This is a genomic window from Streptomyces siamensis (genome assembly GCF_039543605.1).
Classification (GTDB): Bacteria; Actinomycetota; Actinomycetes; order Streptomycetales; family Streptomycetaceae; genus Streptomyces; species Streptomyces siamensis.
In genome coordinates this window covers 583126-601844 of the sequence record NZ_BAABKB010000001.1, presented here as the reverse complement: position 1 = coordinate 601844, position 18719 = coordinate 583126, and the positions used below count along the sequence as shown (strand labels likewise).

At 73.3% G+C, this 18719-nt stretch carries 14 protein-coding genes, 2 tRNA genes and 1 pseudogene; 3 read left to right on the top strand and 14 right to left on the bottom strand.

The annotated features are described in order from the left end of the window. Positions 1–2: 2 nt before the first annotated feature. The 6 genes from ABEB03_RS02650 to ABEB03_RS02625 all read right to left on the bottom strand — a co-directional run bounded on the left by ABEB03_RS02650 (position 3) and on the right by ABEB03_RS02625 (position 5378). Positions 3–1649, bottom strand: a complete 1647-nt coding sequence (locus ABEB03_RS02650) for a HAMP domain-containing sensor histidine kinase (RefSeq protein ID WP_345640463.1) — start codon at positions 1647–1649, stop codon at positions 3–5. Next, positions 1646–2386: a response regulator transcription factor gene (locus ABEB03_RS02645; protein ID WP_345640461.1), complete on the bottom strand. Its 741-nt coding sequence runs from the start codon at positions 2384–2386 to the stop codon at positions 1646–1648. The genes ABEB03_RS02650 and ABEB03_RS02645 overlap by 4 nt, the downstream gene beginning before the upstream one ends. A 124-nt stretch (positions 2387–2510) precedes the next feature. Further along, positions 2511–3419: an amidohydrolase family protein gene (locus ABEB03_RS02640; RefSeq protein WP_345640619.1), complete on the bottom strand. Its 909-nt coding sequence runs from the start codon at positions 3417–3419 to the stop codon at positions 2511–2513. A 58-nt stretch (positions 3420–3477) separates the two neighbouring features. Beyond that, positions 3478–3828: an antibiotic biosynthesis monooxygenase family protein gene (locus tag ABEB03_RS02635; RefSeq protein WP_345640458.1), complete on the bottom strand. Its 351-nt coding sequence runs from the start codon at positions 3826–3828 to the stop codon at positions 3478–3480. A gap of 249 nt (positions 3829–4077) precedes the next feature. Further along, on the bottom strand, positions 4078–4950 hold the full coding sequence (locus ABEB03_RS02630) for a DUF2797 domain-containing protein (protein ID WP_345640455.1): 873 nt from the start codon (positions 4948–4950) through the stop codon (positions 4078–4080). A gap of 47 nt (positions 4951–4997) precedes the next feature. Further along, entirely contained in the window at positions 4998–5378 is a 381-nt protein-coding gene (locus tag ABEB03_RS02625; RefSeq protein WP_425589164.1) for an HGxxPAAW family protein, read from the bottom strand. 94 nt (positions 5379–5472) lie between these two features. On the opposite strand from ABEB03_RS02625, the gene ABEB03_RS02620 reads away from it, so the two are divergent. Further along, positions 5473–5955 (top strand): MarR family winged helix-turn-helix transcriptional regulator, encoded by a 483-nt coding sequence (locus ABEB03_RS02620; protein ID WP_345640450.1) that lies wholly within the window; start codon positions 5473–5475, stop codon positions 5953–5955. A 6-nt stretch (positions 5956–5961) separates the two neighbouring features. Here the strand turns inward: ABEB03_RS02620 and ABEB03_RS02615 are convergent, their stop codons facing one another. The 3 genes from ABEB03_RS02615 to ABEB03_RS02605 all read right to left on the bottom strand — a co-directional run bounded on the left by ABEB03_RS02615 (position 5962) and on the right by ABEB03_RS02605 (position 7677). Beyond that, positions 5962–7050, bottom strand: a complete 1089-nt coding sequence (locus ABEB03_RS02615; RefSeq protein WP_345640447.1) for a DUF1152 domain-containing protein — start codon at positions 7048–7050, stop codon at positions 5962–5964. 237 nt (positions 7051–7287) lie between these two features. Then, positions 7288–7360: transfer RNA gene (locus ABEB03_RS02610), tRNA-Arg, on the bottom strand. A gap of 226 nt (positions 7361–7586) precedes the next feature. Next, positions 7587–7677 (bottom strand) — tRNA-Ser (locus tag ABEB03_RS02605). Positions 7678–7944: 267 nt separating this feature from the next. Here ABEB03_RS02605 and ABEB03_RS02600 point away from each other — a divergent pair. Both ABEB03_RS02600 and ABEB03_RS02595 read left to right on the top strand, forming a co-directional pair. Beyond that, positions 7945–8472, top strand: coding sequence for an SSI family serine proteinase inhibitor (locus ABEB03_RS02600; protein ID WP_345640444.1), 528 nt, complete (start codon positions 7945–7947; stop codon positions 8470–8472). A gap of 279 nt (positions 8473–8751) precedes the next feature. Then, complete coding sequence (locus tag ABEB03_RS02595) at positions 8752–12885, top strand: hybrid sensor histidine kinase/response regulator (protein ID WP_345640441.1); 4134 nt, start codon at positions 8752–8754, stop codon at positions 12883–12885. Between the two features lie 115 nt (positions 12886–13000). Here the strand turns inward: ABEB03_RS02595 and ABEB03_RS02590 are convergent, their stop codons facing one another. From ABEB03_RS02590 to ABEB03_RS02570, 5 genes and pseudogenes are all read right to left on the bottom strand, one after another. After that, a complete protein-coding gene (locus ABEB03_RS02590; RefSeq protein WP_345640437.1) occupies positions 13001–14656 on the bottom strand; it encodes a long-chain fatty acid--CoA ligase in 1656 nt (551 codons plus the stop codon). A 233-nt stretch (positions 14657–14889) separates the two neighbouring features. Further along, positions 14890–15453: a SigE family RNA polymerase sigma factor gene (locus tag ABEB03_RS02585; RefSeq protein WP_345640433.1), complete on the bottom strand. Its 564-nt coding sequence runs from the start codon at positions 15451–15453 to the stop codon at positions 14890–14892. Positions 15454–15936: 483 nt separating this feature from the next. Next, on the bottom strand, positions 15937–17103 hold the full coding sequence (locus ABEB03_RS02580; RefSeq protein ID WP_345640430.1) for a lipid-transfer protein: 1167 nt from the start codon (positions 17101–17103) through the stop codon (positions 15937–15939). A 179-nt stretch (positions 17104–17282) separates the two neighbouring features. Further along, a pseudogene (locus ABEB03_RS02575) lies at positions 17283–17660 on the bottom strand (MaoC family dehydratase); the annotation flags it as partial. Further along, a complete protein-coding gene (locus tag ABEB03_RS02570; RefSeq protein WP_345640426.1) occupies positions 17657–18718 on the bottom strand; it encodes an acyl-CoA dehydrogenase family protein in 1062 nt (353 codons plus the stop codon). The pseudogene ABEB03_RS02575 and the gene ABEB03_RS02570, both read right to left, overlap by 4 nt. Position 18719: the final 1 nt, after the last annotated feature.

Below are 18719 nucleotides of genomic sequence, written 5' to 3'. Positions count from 1 at the left end.
CGTCAAGCGCCCTGTCGCGCCCATGTGGTGGTGCTGTGCTGTGCCTGTGAGTGCGATGACCACGCCGCTTCGGGGGCGGGCCGCGGCACGGCGGGTCCGAGCGCGGGCAGATGCAGCGTGAACACGGTCCTGCCGGGCGCGCTGTCGACGGTCACGGCACCGCCGTGCGCGGTCGCGACCGCCTGCACGATGGCGAGCCCCAGACCGGTGGATCCGGTGGCCCGGGACCGCGCGGAGTCCCCGCGCGCGAACCGTTCGAAGACGTGCGGCAGCAGTTCGGACGAGATGCCCTGGCCGTTGTCCTCGACGTCGATGCACATCCACGGTCCGCGCCGCTGGACGCGGGCCGTGACCGTCGTGCCCGGCGGGGTGTGCTTGCGGGCGTTGCCCAGCAGGTTGACCAGCACCTGCTGGATGCGGGCCGCGTCCGCGGCCACCAGTGCCGGTTCGTCGGGCAGGTCGAGTCGCCAGTTGTGGTCCATGCCGGCCGCGCGCGAGTCGCTGATGGTGTCCACCACGAGCGGGACGAGGTCGGTGTGCTCGAACTGGAGCGGGCGGCCCGCGTCCAGGCGGGCGAGCAGCAGGAGGTCCTCGACGAGCAGCGTCATCCGGCCCGCCTCGGATTCGATCCGGCCGAGCGCGTGCCGTGTGTCGGGCCCGACCTGCTCCCGGCCGCGCCGGGTCAGTTCGGCGTAGCCCCGGATGGAGGCGAGGGGGGTGCGCAACTCATGGCTGGCGTCCGCGACGAACTGCCGTACCCGCGTCTCGCTCTGCTGGCGGGCGTGCAGGGCGCCGTGCACATGGTCGAGCATCCGGTTGAGCGCGGCACCGACCTGACCGACCTCGGTGTGCGGGTCGGTCTCGGACTCCGGGACACGTTCGCTGAGGTTCACCTCGCCGCTGTGCAGGGGGAGTTCGGAGACGCGGGTGGCGGTGGCGGCGACCTTGCGCAGGGGGCGGGTGGCGAAGCCGACCAGGACGTAGCCGGCGATGGCGGCGGCCACCAGGCCGGCGGCGGTCACGCTGATCTCGACGAGGATCAGGGTGTTGACGTTGTCGTCGGTGTCCTCGGTCGGCAGGCCGACGTAGTACGAGTCGCCGCCGTCCCGGCTCGTGGCGTACTCGACGAAGTAGCTCCCGAGACCCGGGAGATCCACGGAGTGCCCCTTACCGTCCTTGGGCACGGTGGCGAGCGCCGTCTTCTGCACCGTGGAGAGCTCGGCGGCGTTCATCTTCTTGAAGATGCCGTTGGTGTCGGTCTTCTGCTCGGCCACTGCCGCGCTGGTGATCTCGCCGTCCGCCACGTACGCGGCGATGGTCCTCGGCTGGGTCGGGACATTGGTGACGAAGTTCCGGACCTTGCCGCTCGGCGTGGTGCTGTCGTCGACGGCGCCGGTGTCCCCGATGGGGGTGCCGGGGCCGCTGCCCATCTTGTCCGGCAGGCGGCCGCCCGCCGCGCGCATGGCGGTATCGTGCAGCTTGTCACCCAGCTGGTCGTACAGATGCGAGCGCAGCGCGATCGTGGTGACGGTGCCGATCACCGCGCACACGACGGCGATCAGCGTCACGGACGCGACGACGAGCCGCGTCCGCAGGGTGCGCGGCTGTCCTCGCCTCTTCTGCGTACGCGGCCGTCGTCGTCCGCTCATGACGCGGCGGGCTTGATCAGATAACCGGCACCGCGCCGGGTGTGGATCATCGGCTCACGGCCCGCGTCTATCTTGCGCCGCAGATAGGAGATGTAGAGCTCGACCACGTTGGCCTGGCCGCCGAAGTCGTAGGACCACACGCGGTCGAGGATCTGCGCCTTGCTGAGCACCCGGCGCGGATTGCGCATCAGGAAGCGGAGCAGTTCGAACTCGGTCGCGGTGAGGTGGATGTTCGCGCCCGCACGCGACACCTCGTGGCTGTCCTCGTCCAGGGTGAGGTCGCCGACCACGAGCACGGAGTCGGAGCGGCGGTCGGCCGCGCCGGAACGGCGGATCAGTCCGCGCAGCCGCGCCACGACCTCTTCGAGGCTGAACGGCTTGGTGACGTAGTCGTCCCCGCCGGCGGTCAGGCCCGCGATGCGGTCCTCGACGGCGTCCTTCGCGGTGAGGAACAGCACCGGCACGTCCGGCAGTTCACGGCGCAGCCGGCCCAGGACGGCCAGTCCGTCCATGTCGGGCAGCATCATGTCGAGGACGACGGCGTCGGGCCGGAACTCGCGCGCGGTCTGCACCGCGCCCTGTCCGTCGCCCGCGCTGCGGATCTGCCAGCCTTCGTAGCGCAGGGCCATGGACAGCAGCTCGGTGATCGACAACTCGTCGTCCACCACAAGCACGCGGACGGGGCTCCCGTCCGGCCGCAGCAGTTCGGTGCGCCCCTGGGGCGAGGTCGTGGTCATGACGGACACCTTGCTGGGCGCCGCTGAGAGCATCCTTTCGGGAACCTGTGATTTGTCTGAGAAACCCACAGGAGCCTCTCAGGGAACTCCTGGGAAGATCATCGGCTGCTCCGGGCGGTGCCGTTCACGGGTCGATCGCGAAGAGGCGTGCGCCGTTCTCCCAGCAGACCGCGCGCAGCCACGCGTCGCCCAGTCCGAGCCGTTCCAGGGCGTGCAGCTGATGGGCGTACGGATAAGGGATGTTGGGGAAGTCGCTGCCCAGCAGCACCCTGTCGCCGAGGCCGGCGAGGCGGTCGCGTGCCCGGTCCGGGAAGGGTGCGAGCCGTTCGGCGAAGTCGGTGAACGCCATGGTCGTGTCGAGCCGCACCTCCTCGTACCGCTCGGCCAGGTCGAGGAAGTCCTCGTACTCCGGCATGCCCATGTGCGCGACGACGAGCCGCAGTCGCGGATGACGCGCCAGGACGTGAGCGATCGGACCGGGGCCGGTGTGCTTGCCGGGCGAGGGCCCGGACCCGCAGTGCATCACGACGGGCACGCCCGCCTCGGCCAGTGCGCCCCACGCCGGGTCGAGGAGCGGGTCGCCCGGGTCGTACGCCCCGACCTGCACGTGTGCCTTGAAGACCCGTGCGCCCGCGTCCAGCGCCTCCCCTACGTACCTCTCCACGCCCGGCTCGGGGAACAGGGTCGCCGTGTGCAGGCAGTCGGGGGTGCGGCGGGCGAAGCCGACGGCCCAGGAGTTCAGCCATTCGGCCATGCCGGGCTTGTGCGGGTAGAGCATGGCCGTGAAGGCCCGCACTCCGAACGCCCGGATCACCGCGAGCCGTTCGTCCTCGTCCGCGCGATAGGTGATCGGCCATTCGACGCCGCCGGTCAGCGGGCCGAGTCCGTCGAAGTAGTCCCACACCTTGCGCAGCACGCGGTCGGGCATGAAGTGGGTGTGCACGTCGACGAGGCCGGGCAGGCCGAGGCGCCGCCAGAACCGTGTGACGTCGGCGGCGTCGGCCGGGACGCCGTCGCCGGGGCCGCCTGCCAAAAGTCCGCCGACGCCGGCCGTGCCGTCGCCCGGTGTGCCGTCGCCGGTCTGCCGCCCGCTACCGCCCGGCACGCTCGAACCCGTGGCTGTGCTCGACCTTGGCGATGTGCAGGGTGTAGCGCGTGTACCAGTGGTCGCGGCCGCGCTTCTTCGCCGCCCGGTGCTCCATGTGGTTCCGCCACGCGTCGATGGCCGCCTCGTCGCGGAAGTAGGCGACGGTGACCCCGAGTCCGCCGGGTGTGCGGGCGACGTCCTCCCCGAGGAAGCCCGGGATCTCCTTCACCAGCTCGCTCAGCCGCTCACCGGTCTCGTCGTAACCGTCGTTGTCCTCCGTGCGCACGGAGGTGAACACGACGGCGTAGTAGGGAGGTTCATATGCGGCGACAGGCGCAACGAAGTGATCGCTCATGTCGCCACTCTCGGGTCGGGCGCCCGGCTCCGTCCAGCGCCTTTCCGTACGGGATCCGAAAGGGATCGAAGTCTTGACCATTCCCCCCGCCCGGTCCGCCCCCGTCCGTCCCGCCCCTGCCGGATCCGCCCGAGTCCCACCCCCTCTGGGATCCCGCTCCGCTCCTGGGCTCCCGCTCCGCCGCTCGTCGGCTCCGGCTGCGTCCCTCGTCGGCCCCGCCGCCCCTGGCCGGCTCCGCTCCGCCGCTCGTCAGAACAGGCCGTCCTGCACCCCGTCGTCCTTCAACTCCCGCACGGGGAAGCGCAGTCCCGTCTCCCCGTCAGCCGCGGCGGTCAGTTCCCAGCCGGTCATGAGCCGGGTGTCCAGCACGGCGACCCCGCGCTCCGTCGCGAGATGCAGATCGGGTCCGGCGGCGGCGAGCAGCTCACCGCCCACCACGCCCCCGGCGACCAGCCCGCTCACGACGGCTTGCGCCGACGGCAGCCCCGCGAGCCCGAACACGCCGGTGTGGTCGACGGGCTCGAACGGCAGGCGCCGGAGCGACTCGGGCCAGGCGTCGAGCCGCCCCGCCCGCTCGTGCAGCTCGCGGATCTCGGCCACCCGCTCCTCGGGCCCAGGCAGCGCCGACCGCACCGCCCGCTTCTCGGCATACGGAATCCGGTCGGGCACCTTGAGCGCTGCCCGCAGCAGCTCCTCCGAGCGGCGTGCGGCCATCAAGGGTCCCTGACCCAGCCATCCGAACGTGACGGCGCCCTGCTCCAGGAGGCGCGCGGTGCCCCGCTCGACCCTGGTGATCCCCACCTTGACGAGTCCGGGGCCGAACCACGCCAGATACACGTGGTACGGCCGCGGGTCGTCGGCCATCGTGTCCGCGGCCACGGAGTGCGACCGCTCCAGCCGGGCGCACTCCTCGCACCGGGCGCCCGTGCTCCGCCCCGGCACGACCGCCCGCACCGGGCACGCGTGGCCCCGGGCCCCCACGCAGGTGCGCGTGGCACCGTCCGGCACGGCGAACGCCACCCGCCGACCACGGACCAGCGGGCTCCCCTGCCCGCCGCCCCACATCAGCACGGGCCCGTCCGCCGACCACCGCAGACCAGAACATCTCCACACCCGCCGCACACGAACGACAGTAGAGGCCGCCACTGACACCGGCCCCGGCCCGCCCGTCAGAGAGCGGACTCGGTCACGGCCTCACCCGTGCCCGTGCCGTCGCGGTCCGCGTCGCCGCTCACCCGCGCGGGGACCCCGGCGGGCCGCCCCCGTCCGGCCAGCCGGCAGCCGAGACACCCGGGGTGCCCGTCCCGCGCGCCGAGGTCCCGGACCCGCCAGCCCCACTCGTCGACGGGCCGACGGCCGGGCGGCTTGCCCCAGCCGGTCAGATGCAGCGCCCACGTGGTCAGCACGCCGATCAGTACGACGCCCAGCCCGCCCCACAGCCCCAGGGCGCTGCCGGTGCAGAGGCCCAGCCCGCTGCCCGTCGCACCCACGGTGGCGATGGCGAACCCGGTCCATCCCGCGAGCGTGTGCCCCTCGTCCCACTGGCTCATCCGCAACCCCTCACGCCGTGACGACTAAACTCACACCTACCTCACTACCTAAGCAATTTAGCGCCTAAACCTCTCACGATGTAAGGGAATATCGATGGCTCAGGGCACGCCGCGCCCGCCCACGACACCGGCCCGGACCCTCTCCGCGATGGACCACCTGATCGCGACGAGCATGTTCGGCCAGCAGGAGATGGCCCAGCGGCTGAACCTGAACGTCACCGACCTCACGTGCTTCGCGTTCGTCCTGGAGGCGGGCGACGACCTGCTCACGGCGGGCGACCTCGCGGAGCGCGCCCATGTCACCACCGGCGCCGTCACCGGCATCCTCAACCGCCTCGAACGCGCCGGCTACGTCGCCCGCCGCCCCGACCCCGCCGACCGCCGCCGCGTCCGCATCGCCGCACAGCCCGACGCCGTCGCCCGCGTCACGGCGCTCTACGAGCCGTACTACACCCGCCTCAACGCGCTCCTCGCCGAGTACACCCCCGACGAACTGTCCCTGCTCGACGACCTGTTCACCCGCACCGGCGAGCTGATGAGCGACTACCTGGAAGAGCTGCGCGAGCCGAACGGCTGACGGCCTCTACGACGACAGCGGCCACAGCGGCGGTCCGTACCGCCCGGGCCGCTCCTCGGCCAGGAGCCGCCGGAGCTCGTCGTGCCGCCCTCCGCCGAGGCCCAGCACCTCGGCGAGACGGCCGAACGTCGCGTGCGTGACCCCCCGGTCACGCGCCTGCGCCTCGAACCGGTCCAGCCGGTCGAGCAGGACGCGCGCATCGAGCTCCGCCGCCAGCTCCTCGCCGAGCCGTGCGGCGTTCTCCCGCTCACGGTCGATCTCCGAGAAGCCGCAGATCTCCCGGCTGCTCGCCTCGACCTCGCACAGGGTCTCCGTCTCCATGATCGCGCTGCCCAGCCGGCTGCGGGCGAGCGCGGCGTCCAGGTCGGCCTCGTGGACCGTCGGGCCCTCGTCGGTGAGCGGCACGGCGCGCCCGGCGCCCGCCGCCTCACAGACGCCGCGCACTCCGCGGGCGGTCGCCGCGAGCATCGCGGCTCCTTCGGAGGGATGCCATTCCAGGACCGTGCCGACCGCCTCGACGTCCTCGGCCGTGAAGGTGTGGACGACAGGGCCGAGCAGGTCGCGCAGCTCGTCGGGCGGGAGTTCGCCGTCCAGCCCGGGGCCCGCCACCAGGAGCCGTACGGGCGCGTTCACCTGGCAGCACGCCGCGAGGGTCAGCGCGTCCGCGAGGGGACTCTGCAGCGTCGGCTCGTCGCCGCGGGCGAGGATGTCCCCGCCGACGTCCAGAAGATCGATCGAGTCCGGCTCCAAATGGCTGATCAGCTCTTCGACTTGGCGGGTGATGCCCTCGGCGCCGTGGTCCGGGTCGATCAGCGCGAACGTCTGCGGGAGCGCGGCCGCCAGGCGCGGCAGCGTGGAACCCGCCGGGGCGATCGGGCGGGCCCCGCCCGGCACGGTGCGGACCGCCGGGGTGAGCCGTTCGAGGCCGGTGAAGCGGTCCGGCCCGCGGGGGCCCGGCACCGCGTCGCTCAGCAGGCGGTCCCAGGCGTACGTGAGGATCACCGTCCGGTCCCCGTCGCTGTGCAGAGCGCCGTCGAGCATCGCGGCGGCGACGGCGTCACCCCCACCTCCCGCCGCGACGATCAGCCTCGTCATGACTTCAGCCTACGAGCAGTGCGGCCCGGCCTCCACGGCTCGGCGTCACCGGTCCGGGGACCCGGGCGCACCGGCACTTCCAGGGGTCCGCACCCGCGCTCCGTATTCCGGGTGCCGCGGTCTCGGCGGTTCCCGCCGTGCTCTCCCGCCGGTCCGCGCGCTTTCCAGCCGGTCCGCCGCGCAGCGGATCACCGAAACGCAAGAGGCCCCGGATCTCTCCGGGGCCTCTTGTCCATGTGCACTCGGCAGGATTCGAACCTGCAACCTTCTGATCCGTAGTCAGATGCTCTATCCGTTAAGCTACGAGTGCTTGTTCTGTTGTGCTTTCGCCTCCGCTCCCCGGCCTTTCGGCCCGCTCGCGGCGACAGGAAGAACATTACATGACTGCCGCCGCCATGTGAAATCCGTTTGCCGCACCCCTTGTGAGCTGGGCAAACGCCATTCCGGACCGTTTCGCCGGCACGCCGGGGCCATGGTCGGGGGCGCATGAACGCCGAAGCCCCGGTCCAACTGGACCGGGGCTTCGGATCTTGAGGCGGAGGCGGAGGGATTTGAACCCTCGATGGGCTTTAAGGCCCAAACCGCATTAGCAGTGCGGCGCCATAGACCGGACTAGGCGACGCCTCCCGCACAGCCTCCCGCGCGAGCGCGAGTGGTGCGTGCAGATGATGACACAGTCGAGCGCGGTGTCACCAATCGCCCCCCACGGTACTAGGCAGGCAGGCCGCAGAGCAAAGCCCGTATGAGGTGGACACGGGTGTCGCGGCGAAGAACCGGGCGGGGGCCGGGAACGGACACCCGGCGGGGCCGGCCGCGGACACCCGGCCGGGCGACGGGCGGCCGCATGACCGGATCGGCGCGCAACCGTGCGGGGCGCCCGGCGTTAGACAGGGCATGCTCCACCGAATCGTTCTCACCGCCGCGGCGTCCGCCGCCGCGCTCTCCACCGCTCCGGCCGCCTCCGCCGCCGTACCGGCCGTGCCCGCGGTGTCCGCCGTACCGGCCGTCGCGTCCGCGCCCGGCCCGGTCTCACACGGCACACCGGTCCACGCGCGGCCGGTCCTCATGCCCCCGCCCGCCCGGGACGAGGACTCCGGGGACCGGCTGACCGTGACCGTCCACGGCGCCGGCGGCGACGCGGACGGGACGTACGAACTGCGGTGCCACCCCAGCGGCGGCAGTCATCCGGACGCGGCCGAGGCCTGCGCCGAGCTGGACCGGAACACCACGTGGGGCAAGGACCCCTTCGCCCCCGTGCCGCCCGGGACGATGTGCACGATGCTGTACGGCGGTCCCGCCACCGCGCACGTCACCGGAACCTGGGCCGGGCGCCCCGTGGACGCGCGCTTCGACCGCACGGACGGCTGCGAGATCGCGCGCTGGGACGGTCTCGTACCGCTGCTGCCCAGCCTGGGGCCCTAGCCGGAACCCCGGTCCGGCGTCCGCCGGACCCACGGCCGGTCCGGGCGGGCGAGGGACGACCGGACCTGGCACCGGCCCGGGAGCGCCGGTGGAGTGGGACGAAATGCGTGGTCACAGGTTCTACGTCTCTTCTGCGTCTGTTCTGCGTGCGACCTCCCTCTCATCCGGCGTCGCGAGCGCAACCACTGCCCGTAGACTCCCTCGCGTGACACGCTGCGGGCCGGTTGGCAAGATGGCATCCGCGGTCGGCAAGGTGCGGTAACAGGGAGGAAGCGTCTCGTGAGCAGCAGGCCATCCCGAGGCGCTGCTCGCCTCGCAGCCATACTGGACGCGCTGCCCGATGCGTTGGTGCTGGTCAACGCGAACGGGACCGTCGTCAACGCCAACACCATCGCCCTGGAGGCCTTCGAGGCCCCGGGCACGGCTCTGGTGGGCCGCGGACTGCTCGACCTGCTGCCGCAGTTCGACTCCCGGCTGATCCCCGGCTCGATGCGGCGGCCCGACACCATCGACCAGAGCGGGCGGACCAAGCCGACCAGGATGATCGCGCGGCGGACCGACGGGAGCGAGTTCCCGGTCGAAGTCACCAGTGCGAATCTGGAGAACGGCCAGCAGGCCTACGACAGCTACGGCTACACCGCCGACGAGCTGCTCATGCTGGTGGTCCGCGATCTGTCCGGCACGGTCGACACCGAGGCCGAACTCGCGCGTTCGCAACGGCAGACCGAGATGATCCTGCGGGCCGCGGCCGAGGGCGTGGTCGGCACCGACACCGAGGGCCGCGTCGTCCTCGTCAACCCGGCCGCCGCCCAGATCCTCGGCTACCGGGCCAGCGACCTCGGCGGCCAGGACCTGCACGACCTCATCCTGCACTCGCGCGCCGACGGCGAGAGCTTCCCGTACGAGGAGTCCCCGCTCGCCGACACCCTGCGCTCCGGGCGCAAGCACCGGGTGCGCGGGCAGGTGCTGTGGTCGAAGTCCGGGGACAAGGTGCCCGTCGACCTGACGACCGCTCCGGTGCGCGACGGCGACCAGCTCGTCGGCGCCGTCATGACCTTCACCGACCGGCGGCCGTACGACACGCTCGCCGAGGAGAAGGACGCCGAGGCCACCCGGCACGCCGAGGAGCTCGGACAGCGTGCCGAGGAGCACGCCGAGGAGCTCGGGGCGCTGCGCGAGCAGCACGCCGCCGAGCTGGCCGAGCAGCAGGAGCGGCACGCGGAGGAACTGGCCGCGGGCGACGAGCGCTACGCCGCGCTCGGCGAGCGCGAGAAGGACCGGTACGAGGCGCTGGCCGCCCGCCACGAGCAGCTGCTCGCCGTGCTCGGCCAGTCCCTGCGCGGCCCCCTGGACCAGCTGCGCGGCGAACTGTCCAAGCTCGCCGCCGACGACGCCGGCCAACTGTGGCCGGAGGCCAACCAGGTCCTGCACCACCTCGCCGCGGGCTACTCGCGGATCACGACGCTCGTCGACAACGTGCTCGGCTACCAGCGGCTCGACTCCGGGGCCGAGGAGGTCACGCGTACGAAGGTGATGCTCGACGCGGTCGTCGCGGCCGGGGTCGAGGGCGCCGTGGACCTGATCGGGCCCGGCCGCGTCCAGTTCGCCGTGCACGCACCGCCCATCGAGGCGGAGGTCGACCCGACCCGGCTGGCGAACGCCCTCGCGCACCTCATCGCCGACGTGGCCGGGGTCGACGCGACGGGCAACGCCCCGGTGTCGGCGGGCGGTTACATGGACAACACCGTCGTGGTCGCGGCGGCGCAGCGCGGTGAGGTCGTCCGCATCGAGGTGCGCGGCCCGTACGCCGGGGGAGACCCGGTGCACGAGCCGATCGTCCGCGGCATCGTCCGCGCGCACGGTGGCGTGCTCCAGACGCACGAGGTGCCGGGGATGAGCGGCAGCGCGTTCGTCCTGGAGGTGCCGATCGGCGGTGGCGCGGGGGCGGTTCCGGCCGGGCGGGCCGCGGACGCGCCCGGCGCCGAGGTCGCCATTCCCGAGCAGGCCGCGCCCCAGGGCGGCGGCAGGCGGCGGGCCCGGCGGTCCTCCGTGGACGCCTTCCTGGAGAGCGAGGTGGCGGCGGGGTCCGCACCCGCGGCCGAGGCCGGCGATTCCGCGCCCACCGGTCGTCGCCGCCGGCGTGCGGCCGAGGAGCAGGAGGCCGGCGAGGTGTCCGTTCCCGCGCAGGGGACGGCGGTCGAGGGTCCCGGTGACGCCGGTGCGGCCGATTCCGGCGGTACCGGGCGGCGACGCGGCCGGCCGAGTCCCGCCGAGGGCACGGGCGCCACGGACGACGTCTCGGAGGGCGCGGTCGTCACCGCGGCCGAGCACGCGGCGGGGACCGCCGCCGCGGGCACGGGCCTGGGCGGGACGGTGCCTCCGCAGGGTGTGCCCGTGCCCTCGGGGCGGCGCGCGCGCCGGGACGGCGAACAGCACGCGCTTCCCGCGGCGTTGCCCGCGGCACCGAGCGCGCCCGACGCTGCGGCCCCGCAGGAGTCGGCCGCCACGGCCGCGGACGCGGACGCGGAGCAGCCGACCGGGCGGCGCCGTCGTGCGCTGGCGGCCGCGGCCGAGCGTGCCGCCACGCAGGACGCGGGCGCCCGTACGGTGTTCGCGCTGCCGCCCGCGGAGGCGGACCGCTCCCCCGAGTACGTCCAGGCCGAGGCCCAGGCGCAGGCGCAGTACGCCGCGAGCGTCGCCGCCGGTCACGCACAGTCCGACGACGGCCGTCATGACGTGATGGCGCACGACCCGGCCGACGATCACACACCGCCGCAGCCGCACCCCGTCTCCACGCCCACGGGCCGGCGGCGGGCCCGTCCGTCCGCGGACCGGCCGGAGCCGACGGGGACCCCGGCGCAGGGCGTTCCCGCGCAGGGAGGTCCGGCCCAGGTGGCTCCCGGGCAGACCGTGCCGGTGCCCGGTGTTCCCCCGCAGGGGGTTCCCGGGGCGGTGGCTGCCGACGCCGCCGGGCAGCCGGTTCCCGCACAGCTGCCGCAGACCGCTGCCGCCCAGGCCACCCCCGCCGCGGGCACCGCAGCCCGGCCGCAGCCCGCCACGACGGTGCCGGGCGCCGCCCCGCAGGCGTGGCCCGACGCGCACGCCGACGACGCCACGGGCACTCCGGCCGGCGGCACCCCGGTGCAGCCCGCGCATGAGGCGCTCCCCGCGCCGGACGCGGCCCGTGCGACCCCCGCCGCGGGCACCCCGCTGCCCCCTGAGCGCCCGGTCCAGCCGCGCGCCGCCCAGCCGCTGCCCGCCGAGGCCGCGGCACCGGTCGACCCCAACTCGACGCAGGGCCGCGCCATAAGCGTGCGCACGCTCGGTCAGGGCGTCCCGTTCACCCGGCAGCCCGCGCCGAGCCGGCCGGGCCCCCAGGCGCCGGCGCCGTCCCAGACGGCCACGCCGCCCCCGCACCAGACCAACGGCTCGGGCCGCCGCCGCAAGCTCGGCACACCGCCCGAGCCCGCCGCGGAGCGTCCCGAGACGGGCGCACGACCGCACCCACAGGGCGGCCAGGGCCCGGCGGCCCCGGGGTCCCGGCGGCCCGGAGCCACCGAAGGTGCCGGACGGTCGTACGCCATAGGAGCACCGGACGAGAACGCCGACGAGGGCCCCGAGCCGCTCGACGGCCCGGGCGGTGCGGTCGAGATCGCCGACCCGCCGCAGCCGCGGCCGATGGACGACGAACTGCCCCCGGAGCCGCTGGACAACCCGCGCCGGCTGCTCGTGTGGCCCGCACCCGACGTCACCACCCAGCAGGCGCTGAGCGACCGTGGCTACCGGCCCGTCGTCGTGCACTCCCGCGAGGAGGTCGACGCGCAGATCGCCGCCTTCCCGGCCGCGCTCTTCGTGGACCCGCTGACCGGACCGATCACGCGGACGGCGTTGCAGTCGCTGCGTCAGGCGGCCGTCGCCGCCGAGGTGCCCGTCCTCGTGACGGCCGGGCTCGGCCAGGCGACGCGCGAGGCGGCCTACGGCGCCGATCCCGCCGTGCTCCTCAAGGCGTTGGCGCCCCGGGACTCCGATCAGCACCCGCCGCGCGTGCTGCTGATCGAGGAGCACGCGGAGATAGCGCTGGCGCTGACCGCGACGCTGGAGCGGCGCGGCATGCAGGTCGCCCGGGCGTCGACGGACGCGGACGCCGTCACGCTGGCCTCGCAGATGCGGCCGAACCTCGTGGTGATGGACCTGATGCAGGTGCAGCGGCGACGCGCCGGGATCATCGACTGGCTGCGCGCCAACGGCCAGTTGAACCGCACTCCGCTCGTCGTCTACACCGCCGCCTTCGACCAGGCCGAACTGCCGCGCCTGGCCGCGGGCGAGACGGTGCTGTTCCTCGCCGAGCGCTCGACGAGCGCGGAGGTGCAGGACCGGATCGTCGACCTCCTCGCGAAGATCGGCACCAACTGACCGTCCGGCGGCCCGCACCGACGGGCCGCCGGGCCGACCAGGGCATACGCAGGCCGGGACACGACGCGGGCCGGGCCGGGAGTCGTGACTCCCGGCCCGGCCCGTGTCGTGTGTGTCAGAGCTTGGTCACGTCCAGCTCACCCTCCGCGTACTGCCTGCGGAGCACCTTCTTGTCGAACTTGCCGACGCTGGTCTTCGGGACCGACTCGATGATCGTCCAGCGCTCCGGGAGCTGCCACTTGGCGATCTTCCCCTCCTCGGCGAGGAAGCCGCGCAGGGTCTCGAAGTCGGCGGTCGAACCCGCCTTCATGACGACGGTGGCCAGCGGTCGCTCGCCCCACTTCTCGTCGGGAACGGCGACGACGGCGGCCTCGGCGACGTCCGGGTGGGACATGAGGGCGTTCTCCAGGTCCACCGAGGAGATCCACTCGCCGCCCGACTTGATGACGTCCTTTGCCCGGTCGGTGAGGGTCAGGAAGCCGTCCGCGCTGATCGTGCCGACGTCACCGGTCTTGAGCCACCCGTCCTCGCTGAACTTGTCGGCGGGACGCAGCGGTTCGGCGCCCTGTCCGCCGTAGTACGCGCCCGCGATCCAGGGGCCCCGCACCTCCAGCTCGCCGGCCGACTCGCCGTCCCAGGGGAGCCGCTCGCCGCCGGGACCGGTGAGGCGGGCCTCGACACTGGCGGGGAAGCGGCCCTGGGTGAGCCGGTAGCCGAACTCCTCGTCCGTGCCCACGGCGTGGGCCGGGGGCCGGGCGATCGTGCCGAGCGGTGAGGTCTCGGTCATGCCCCAGGCGTGGCAGACCCGCATGCCGAGGTCGTCGAAGGCCTCCATGAGGGAGGGCGGGCAGGCCGAGCCGCCGATCGTGACCTGGGTGAGCGAGGAGACGTCGCGGGGCTTGGCCCGCAGTTCCGTGAGCAGGCCCTGCCAGATGGTGGGGACGGCCGCCGCGTGCGTCGGCTTCTCGCTCTCGATCATCTCGGCGAGCGGCCCCGGCTGGAGGAAGCGGTCCGGCATCAGCATGTTGATGCCGGTCATGAACGTGGCGTGCGGCAGACCCCAGGCGTTGACGTGGAACTGCGGGACCACGACGAGCGAGGTGTCGCGGTCGGTCAGCCCCATCGACTGGGCCATGTTGACCTGCATGGAGTGCAGGTAGATCGAACGGTGGGAGTAGACGACGCCCTTCGGGTCCCCGGTGGTGCCGGAGGTGTAACACATCGCCGCGGCCTGCCGCTCGTCGATCTCCGGCCAGTCGTACGTGGTCGGCTTCCCGGCGATCAGTTCCTCGTACTCGTGAACCCGCACGTTCGCGCCGTCGAGCAGCGAGCGGTCACCGGGGCCCGAGACGACCACGTGCTCGACGGTCGGCAGGTGGGGGAGGAGCGGGGCGAGGAGCGGAAGCAGCGAGCCGTTGACGATGACCACGCGGTCGGCGGCGTGATTGACGATGAAGACGAGCTGATCGGCGGGAAGGCGGAGATTCAGCGTGTGCAGGACCGCGCCCATGGAGGGGATCGCGAAGTACGCCTCGACGTGCTCGGCGTTGTTCCACATCAGCGTCGCGACCCGCTCGTCGCCCGTCACACCGAGGTCGTCACGCAGGGCGTTGGCGAGCTGGACGGCACGCGTACCGGCCTCACGGAAACTGCGCCGCTGAGGTTCGCCCTCCCCCGTCCAGGTCGTGATCTGCGACGTCCCGTGCACGAGTACTCCGTGCACGAGAATGCGGGTCACGGTCAGCGGTACGTCCTGCATCGTGCTCAGCACGGCGTCCTCCCGGGGGCGACATTGCCTACGCGGCAGTAAGGGTTGCGCTGATTCTGCGCACATACCGCGCGGTATGTCACTAGGTCCGGGCGATCGATCGCGTCACGTATTGGTCGCACGCTCCCTCTCAGCGCACGTCACTCGTCGGTCGCGCGCGCCTCTCAGCGCACGTCACTCGTTGGTCGCGCGCCTCCTCTCAGCACACGTCACTCGTCGGTCGCGCGCGCCTCCTCTCAGCGCACCGGGCTGAGCTCGGGGTCCTCACGGAGCTTGCCCAGCGCACGCGACACCGCCGACTTGACCGTCCCGACGGAGACCCCGAGCACCTCCGCCGTCTGGGCCTCGCTCAGGTCCTCGTAGTACCGCAGGACGACCATCGCCCGCTGCCGCGCCGGCAGCTTGGTGATCGCCCGCCACATCGCGTCGTGCAGCGCCTGCTGTTCGGCCGGGTCCCCCGTGGGCAGCGCCTCAGGCTCCGGCAGTTCGTCGCAGGCGAACTCGTCGACCTTGCGCTTGCGCCACTGCGACGTCCGCGTGTTCAGCAACGCGCGCCGCACATAGCCGTCCAGCGCCCGGTGGTCCTCGATCCGGTCCCAGGCGACGTACGTCTTCGTCAGGGCGGTCTGCAGCAGGTCCTCCGCGTCGCTCGGGTTCGCGGTCAGCGAGCGGGCGGTACGCAGCAGCACCGGCTGGCGGGCCTTCACGTACGACGCGAACGACGGGTACGGCGCGTACGGACGGGTCTGCCTCGCCGGTGTGGCGGCGTCCGAAGCGCTGGTGCAGACGGGTGTGGTCATGGCTCCACGCTAGGTTCGCCCCCTACTCCCGCGGATCGGCCGCAGGTCCCGAAGCCGTGTCCGCCTCAGGTTGTAGGAGTGGTGCTGACCTCACCTCCTGAAGGTGGACGAGCAGGCACGCCCCCTGAGGGTTCATCCCTGAGGGACGACTCCGTCCGCAGTAGGGGAGCGCGGTGCGCGCCGGCGCCCGTGAGCCGTGCGCCGCGCCCCGGACCTGCCCCGATGTCACCTCGCACCGGGACCGGAGCCTGCCCCGGCTTCACCCCGCACCGAACCCCCGGCCTGCCCCCGCTTCACCCCGCGCCGAACCCCCGGCCTGCCCCCGGAGCACCCGCCCCCGGCGCCGCCCTGCTCCGGGCCCCGGCCTGCCTCGGAGCCGACCCGCCCCGAGTCCTGGAGCGGACCCGCCCCGACGCGGAGGTGTCCCCCGGCACCGCCCCGCGCCGCCGCACGCCCACCTCGGGGCGTGCCCCGGCACACCTCTCAGGTGTCCGTACTCAGGATCAGCCCCGAGGTCGGAACCCCGGTCCCGGCGGTGACCAGGACACGGCCCGCCCCCGGTATCTGATTCACCGACGTGCCCCGCACCTGCCGGACCGCCTCCGCCACTCCGTTCATCCCGTGCAGATACGCCTCCCCGAGCTGCCCCCCGTGCGTGTTCAGCGGGATCCGCTCCTCGGCGACGAGATCCGCCGCCTCACCCGGCTTGCAGAACCCGAACTCCTCCAGCTGCATCAGCACGAACGGCGTGAAGTGGTCGTACAGGATGCCCACGTCGATGTCCGCGGGATTCAGCCCGGCCGTCCGCCACAGCTGCCGGGCCACCACGCCCATCTCCGGCAGCCCCGTCAGGTCGTCCCGGTAGAAGCTGGTCATCTGCTCCTGGGCCCGGCCCGCGCCCTGGGCGGCGGCCGAGACCACCGCCGGGGGACGTGGCAGGTCACGGGCCCGCTCCACGGAGGTGATCACCAGCGCCTGGCCGCCGTCCGTCTCCTGACAGCAGTCCAGCAGTCGCAGCGGCTCGACGATCCACCGCGAGGCCGCGTGCTCGGCGAGGGTGATCGGTCTGCCGTGGAAGTACGCCGCGGGGTTCGTCGCCGCGTACTTGCGGTCCATCACGGCGACATGTCCGAACGCCTCGGGCGTCAGCCCGTACGCGTGCAGGTACCGCTGGGCCGCCATCGCCACCCAGGAGGCGGGCGTGAGCAGTCCGAACGGGAGGGACCATCCCAGCGCGGCCCCCTCCGCGGAGGGCTCCCGCTGCTGCACCCCGGACCCGAACCGCCTGCCTGACCGCTCGTTGAACGCCCGGTAGCAGACCACCACCTCGGCCACCCCGGACGCCACGGCGAGCGCCGCCTGCTGGACGGTCGCGCAGGCCGCCCCGCCCCCGTAGTGGATCCGCGAGAAGAAGGACAGCTCTCCCATCCCGGCCGCCTGGGCGACGGTGATCTCCGGGCTGGTGTCCATGGTGAACGTGACCAGGCCGTCCACGTCGCCGGGCGTCAGCCCGGCGTCGTCCAGCGCGGCCCGCACCGCCTCCACCGCGAGCCTCAGCTCACTGCGTCCTGAGTCCTTGGAGAACTCGGTGGCCCCGATCCCGACGATCGCCGCCCGGCCGCCGAGATCGTCCCGTCCGCGCACGCTCACGACACGCCTCCCTCGGCGAGCCGGGCACCGGCGGATCCGGGGCCGACGTCCGGGCCGGAGCCGGGGCCGACGTCCGGGCCGGATCCGGCGCCCGAGGCGGTGCCGGGACCCGGACCGATGCCGGCGCCCGGGGCGGTGCCGGTACCCAGGTCGGTGCCGGTGCCCGGCCGACCGGTCTCGGGGAGCGTCACGGTCACCGTGCCGGTGACGTGCTTCCCGATGCCGTTGGCTCCGACGACCTTGACCGTGGCGGTGTCGCCGTCCACCTCCTCGACCGTGCCGGTCAGCACCATGGTGTCCCCGGGGTAGTTGGGTGCGCCGAGCCGTATGACCACCTTGCGCAGAACGGCGGACGGGCCGAAGTGATCCGTGACGTACCGTCCGACCAGGCCGTTGGTCGTCAGGATGTTCATGAAGATGTCCGGCGAGCCCTTCGCCCGCGCGAGCTCCGCGTCGTGGTGCACGTCCTGGTAGTCGCGGGACGCGATGGCGCCCGCGACGATCAGCGTGCGCGTGATGTCGATCTCCAACGGTGGCAGTCGGTCGCCGCTCCTCATCCCTCTCCCTCCGCCGCTCCCACGACCCGCGCGGCCTGCTCTCCCTCGGCGGCGATCAACTCGCCCAGTTCCTGGAGCACTTCGCCGCCACATCCCATGTATGCGTCCAGCTGGCGCCCCCACAGGAAGTGCCGGTGCACGGGGTGCTCCACGTCGGCCCCCGCCCCGCCGTGCAGATGCTGGCCCGTGTGCACGACCCGGTGGCCCGCCTCGGACGCCCACCAGGCGGCGGTCAGGGCGTGCGTGGCGTACGCCAGCCCCGCGTCCCGTCGCCAGGCCGCCTCGTACGCCGTCACCCGTATCGCCTCGGTGTCCATGTGGGCGTCGGCCGCGCGGAGTTGCACTCCCTGCCTGGCGGCGAGCGGGCGGCCGAACTGCTCGCGCGCGTTGGTGTGCTCCACGGCACGCGCCAGCGACCCCGCGCAGACTCCGGCCTGCAGCCCGGCGAAGGCGGTGCGGGCGGTGGCGAGCACGTCGTCGTACGCGCCCTCGCCGCCCAGTCGCTCGCCCGGGGTGCCGTCCAGGGTCAGCCGCCCCGCCGACCAGGGCGCCGTCAGCTCCACGGGGCTGCACCGGGCGTCCGCGGTGCGCACCAGCCACAGCCGGCGCCGGTCGTCGGCGACCAGGACATGGGTGGCGTCCCGCAGCCAGGGCACGACCGGGACGACCCCGGTCAGCCGCCCCGTGGTCTCCCGCACGGCCGAGGGCCCGAAGAGCGCGCCGGTCACCACCACCGTCCCGTCGGCGACGGCCGGCAGCAGACGGTCGCGCTGCTCCGTCGAACCGTGCGCCGTGACCGCGAGGAGCCCGTGGACACAGCTCGCCGCGAACGGCACCTGGGCCGTGGTGCGTCCTTGCTCCTCCAGCAGGAGCACCAGGCCGAGCAGCCCCGTGTCCCCGACGGCCGCCACGAGTCCGGCCGCGCACAGCTCCTTCCACAGTTCGGGATCGCTTCCGGTCCCGGCCGCGGCGAGCCGGTCGGGGGTGGACAGGTCGGTGAAGATCCGGGAGGCCAGGTCACGTGCGGCCGTCTGCTCCTCGGTGGGGGCGAAGTCCATG

What these genes read in the sequence shown, in the direction of transcription:
- ABEB03_RS02600 (WP_345640444.1), top strand. Translation starts at nt 7,945, where the DNA reads ATGCTCCACCGAATCGTTCTCACCGCCGCGGCGTCCGCCGCCGCGCTC.
- ABEB03_RS02585 (WP_345640433.1), bottom strand. Translation starts at nt 15,453, where the DNA reads ATGACCACACCCGTCTGCACCAGCGCTTCGGACGCCGCCACACCGGCG.
- ABEB03_RS02615 (WP_345640447.1), bottom strand. Translation starts at nt 7,050, where the DNA reads ATGACGAGGCTGATCGTCGCGGCGGGAGGTGGGGGTGACGCCGTCGCC.
- ABEB03_RS02620 (WP_345640450.1), top strand. Translation starts at nt 5,473, where the DNA reads ATGGCTCAGGGCACGCCGCGCCCGCCCACGACACCGGCCCGGACCCTC.
- ABEB03_RS02635 (WP_345640458.1), bottom strand. Translation starts at nt 3,828, where the DNA reads ATGAGCGATCACTTCGTTGCGCCTGTCGCCGCATATGAACCTCCCTAC.
- ABEB03_RS02650 (WP_345640463.1), bottom strand. Translation starts at nt 1,649, where the DNA reads ATGAGCGGACGACGACGGCCGCGTACGCAGAAGAGGCGAGGACAGCCG.
- ABEB03_RS02625 (WP_425589164.1), bottom strand. Translation starts at nt 5,378, where the DNA reads ATGAGCCAGTGGGACGAGGGGCACACGCTCGCGGGATGGACCGGGTTC.
- ABEB03_RS02645 (WP_345640461.1), bottom strand. Translation starts at nt 2,386, where the DNA reads ATGACCACGACCTCGCCCCAGGGGCGCACCGAACTGCTGCGGCCGGAC.
- ABEB03_RS02570 (WP_345640426.1), bottom strand. Translation starts at nt 18,718, where the DNA reads ATGGACTTCGCCCCCACCGAGGAGCAGACGGCCGCACGTGACCTGGCC.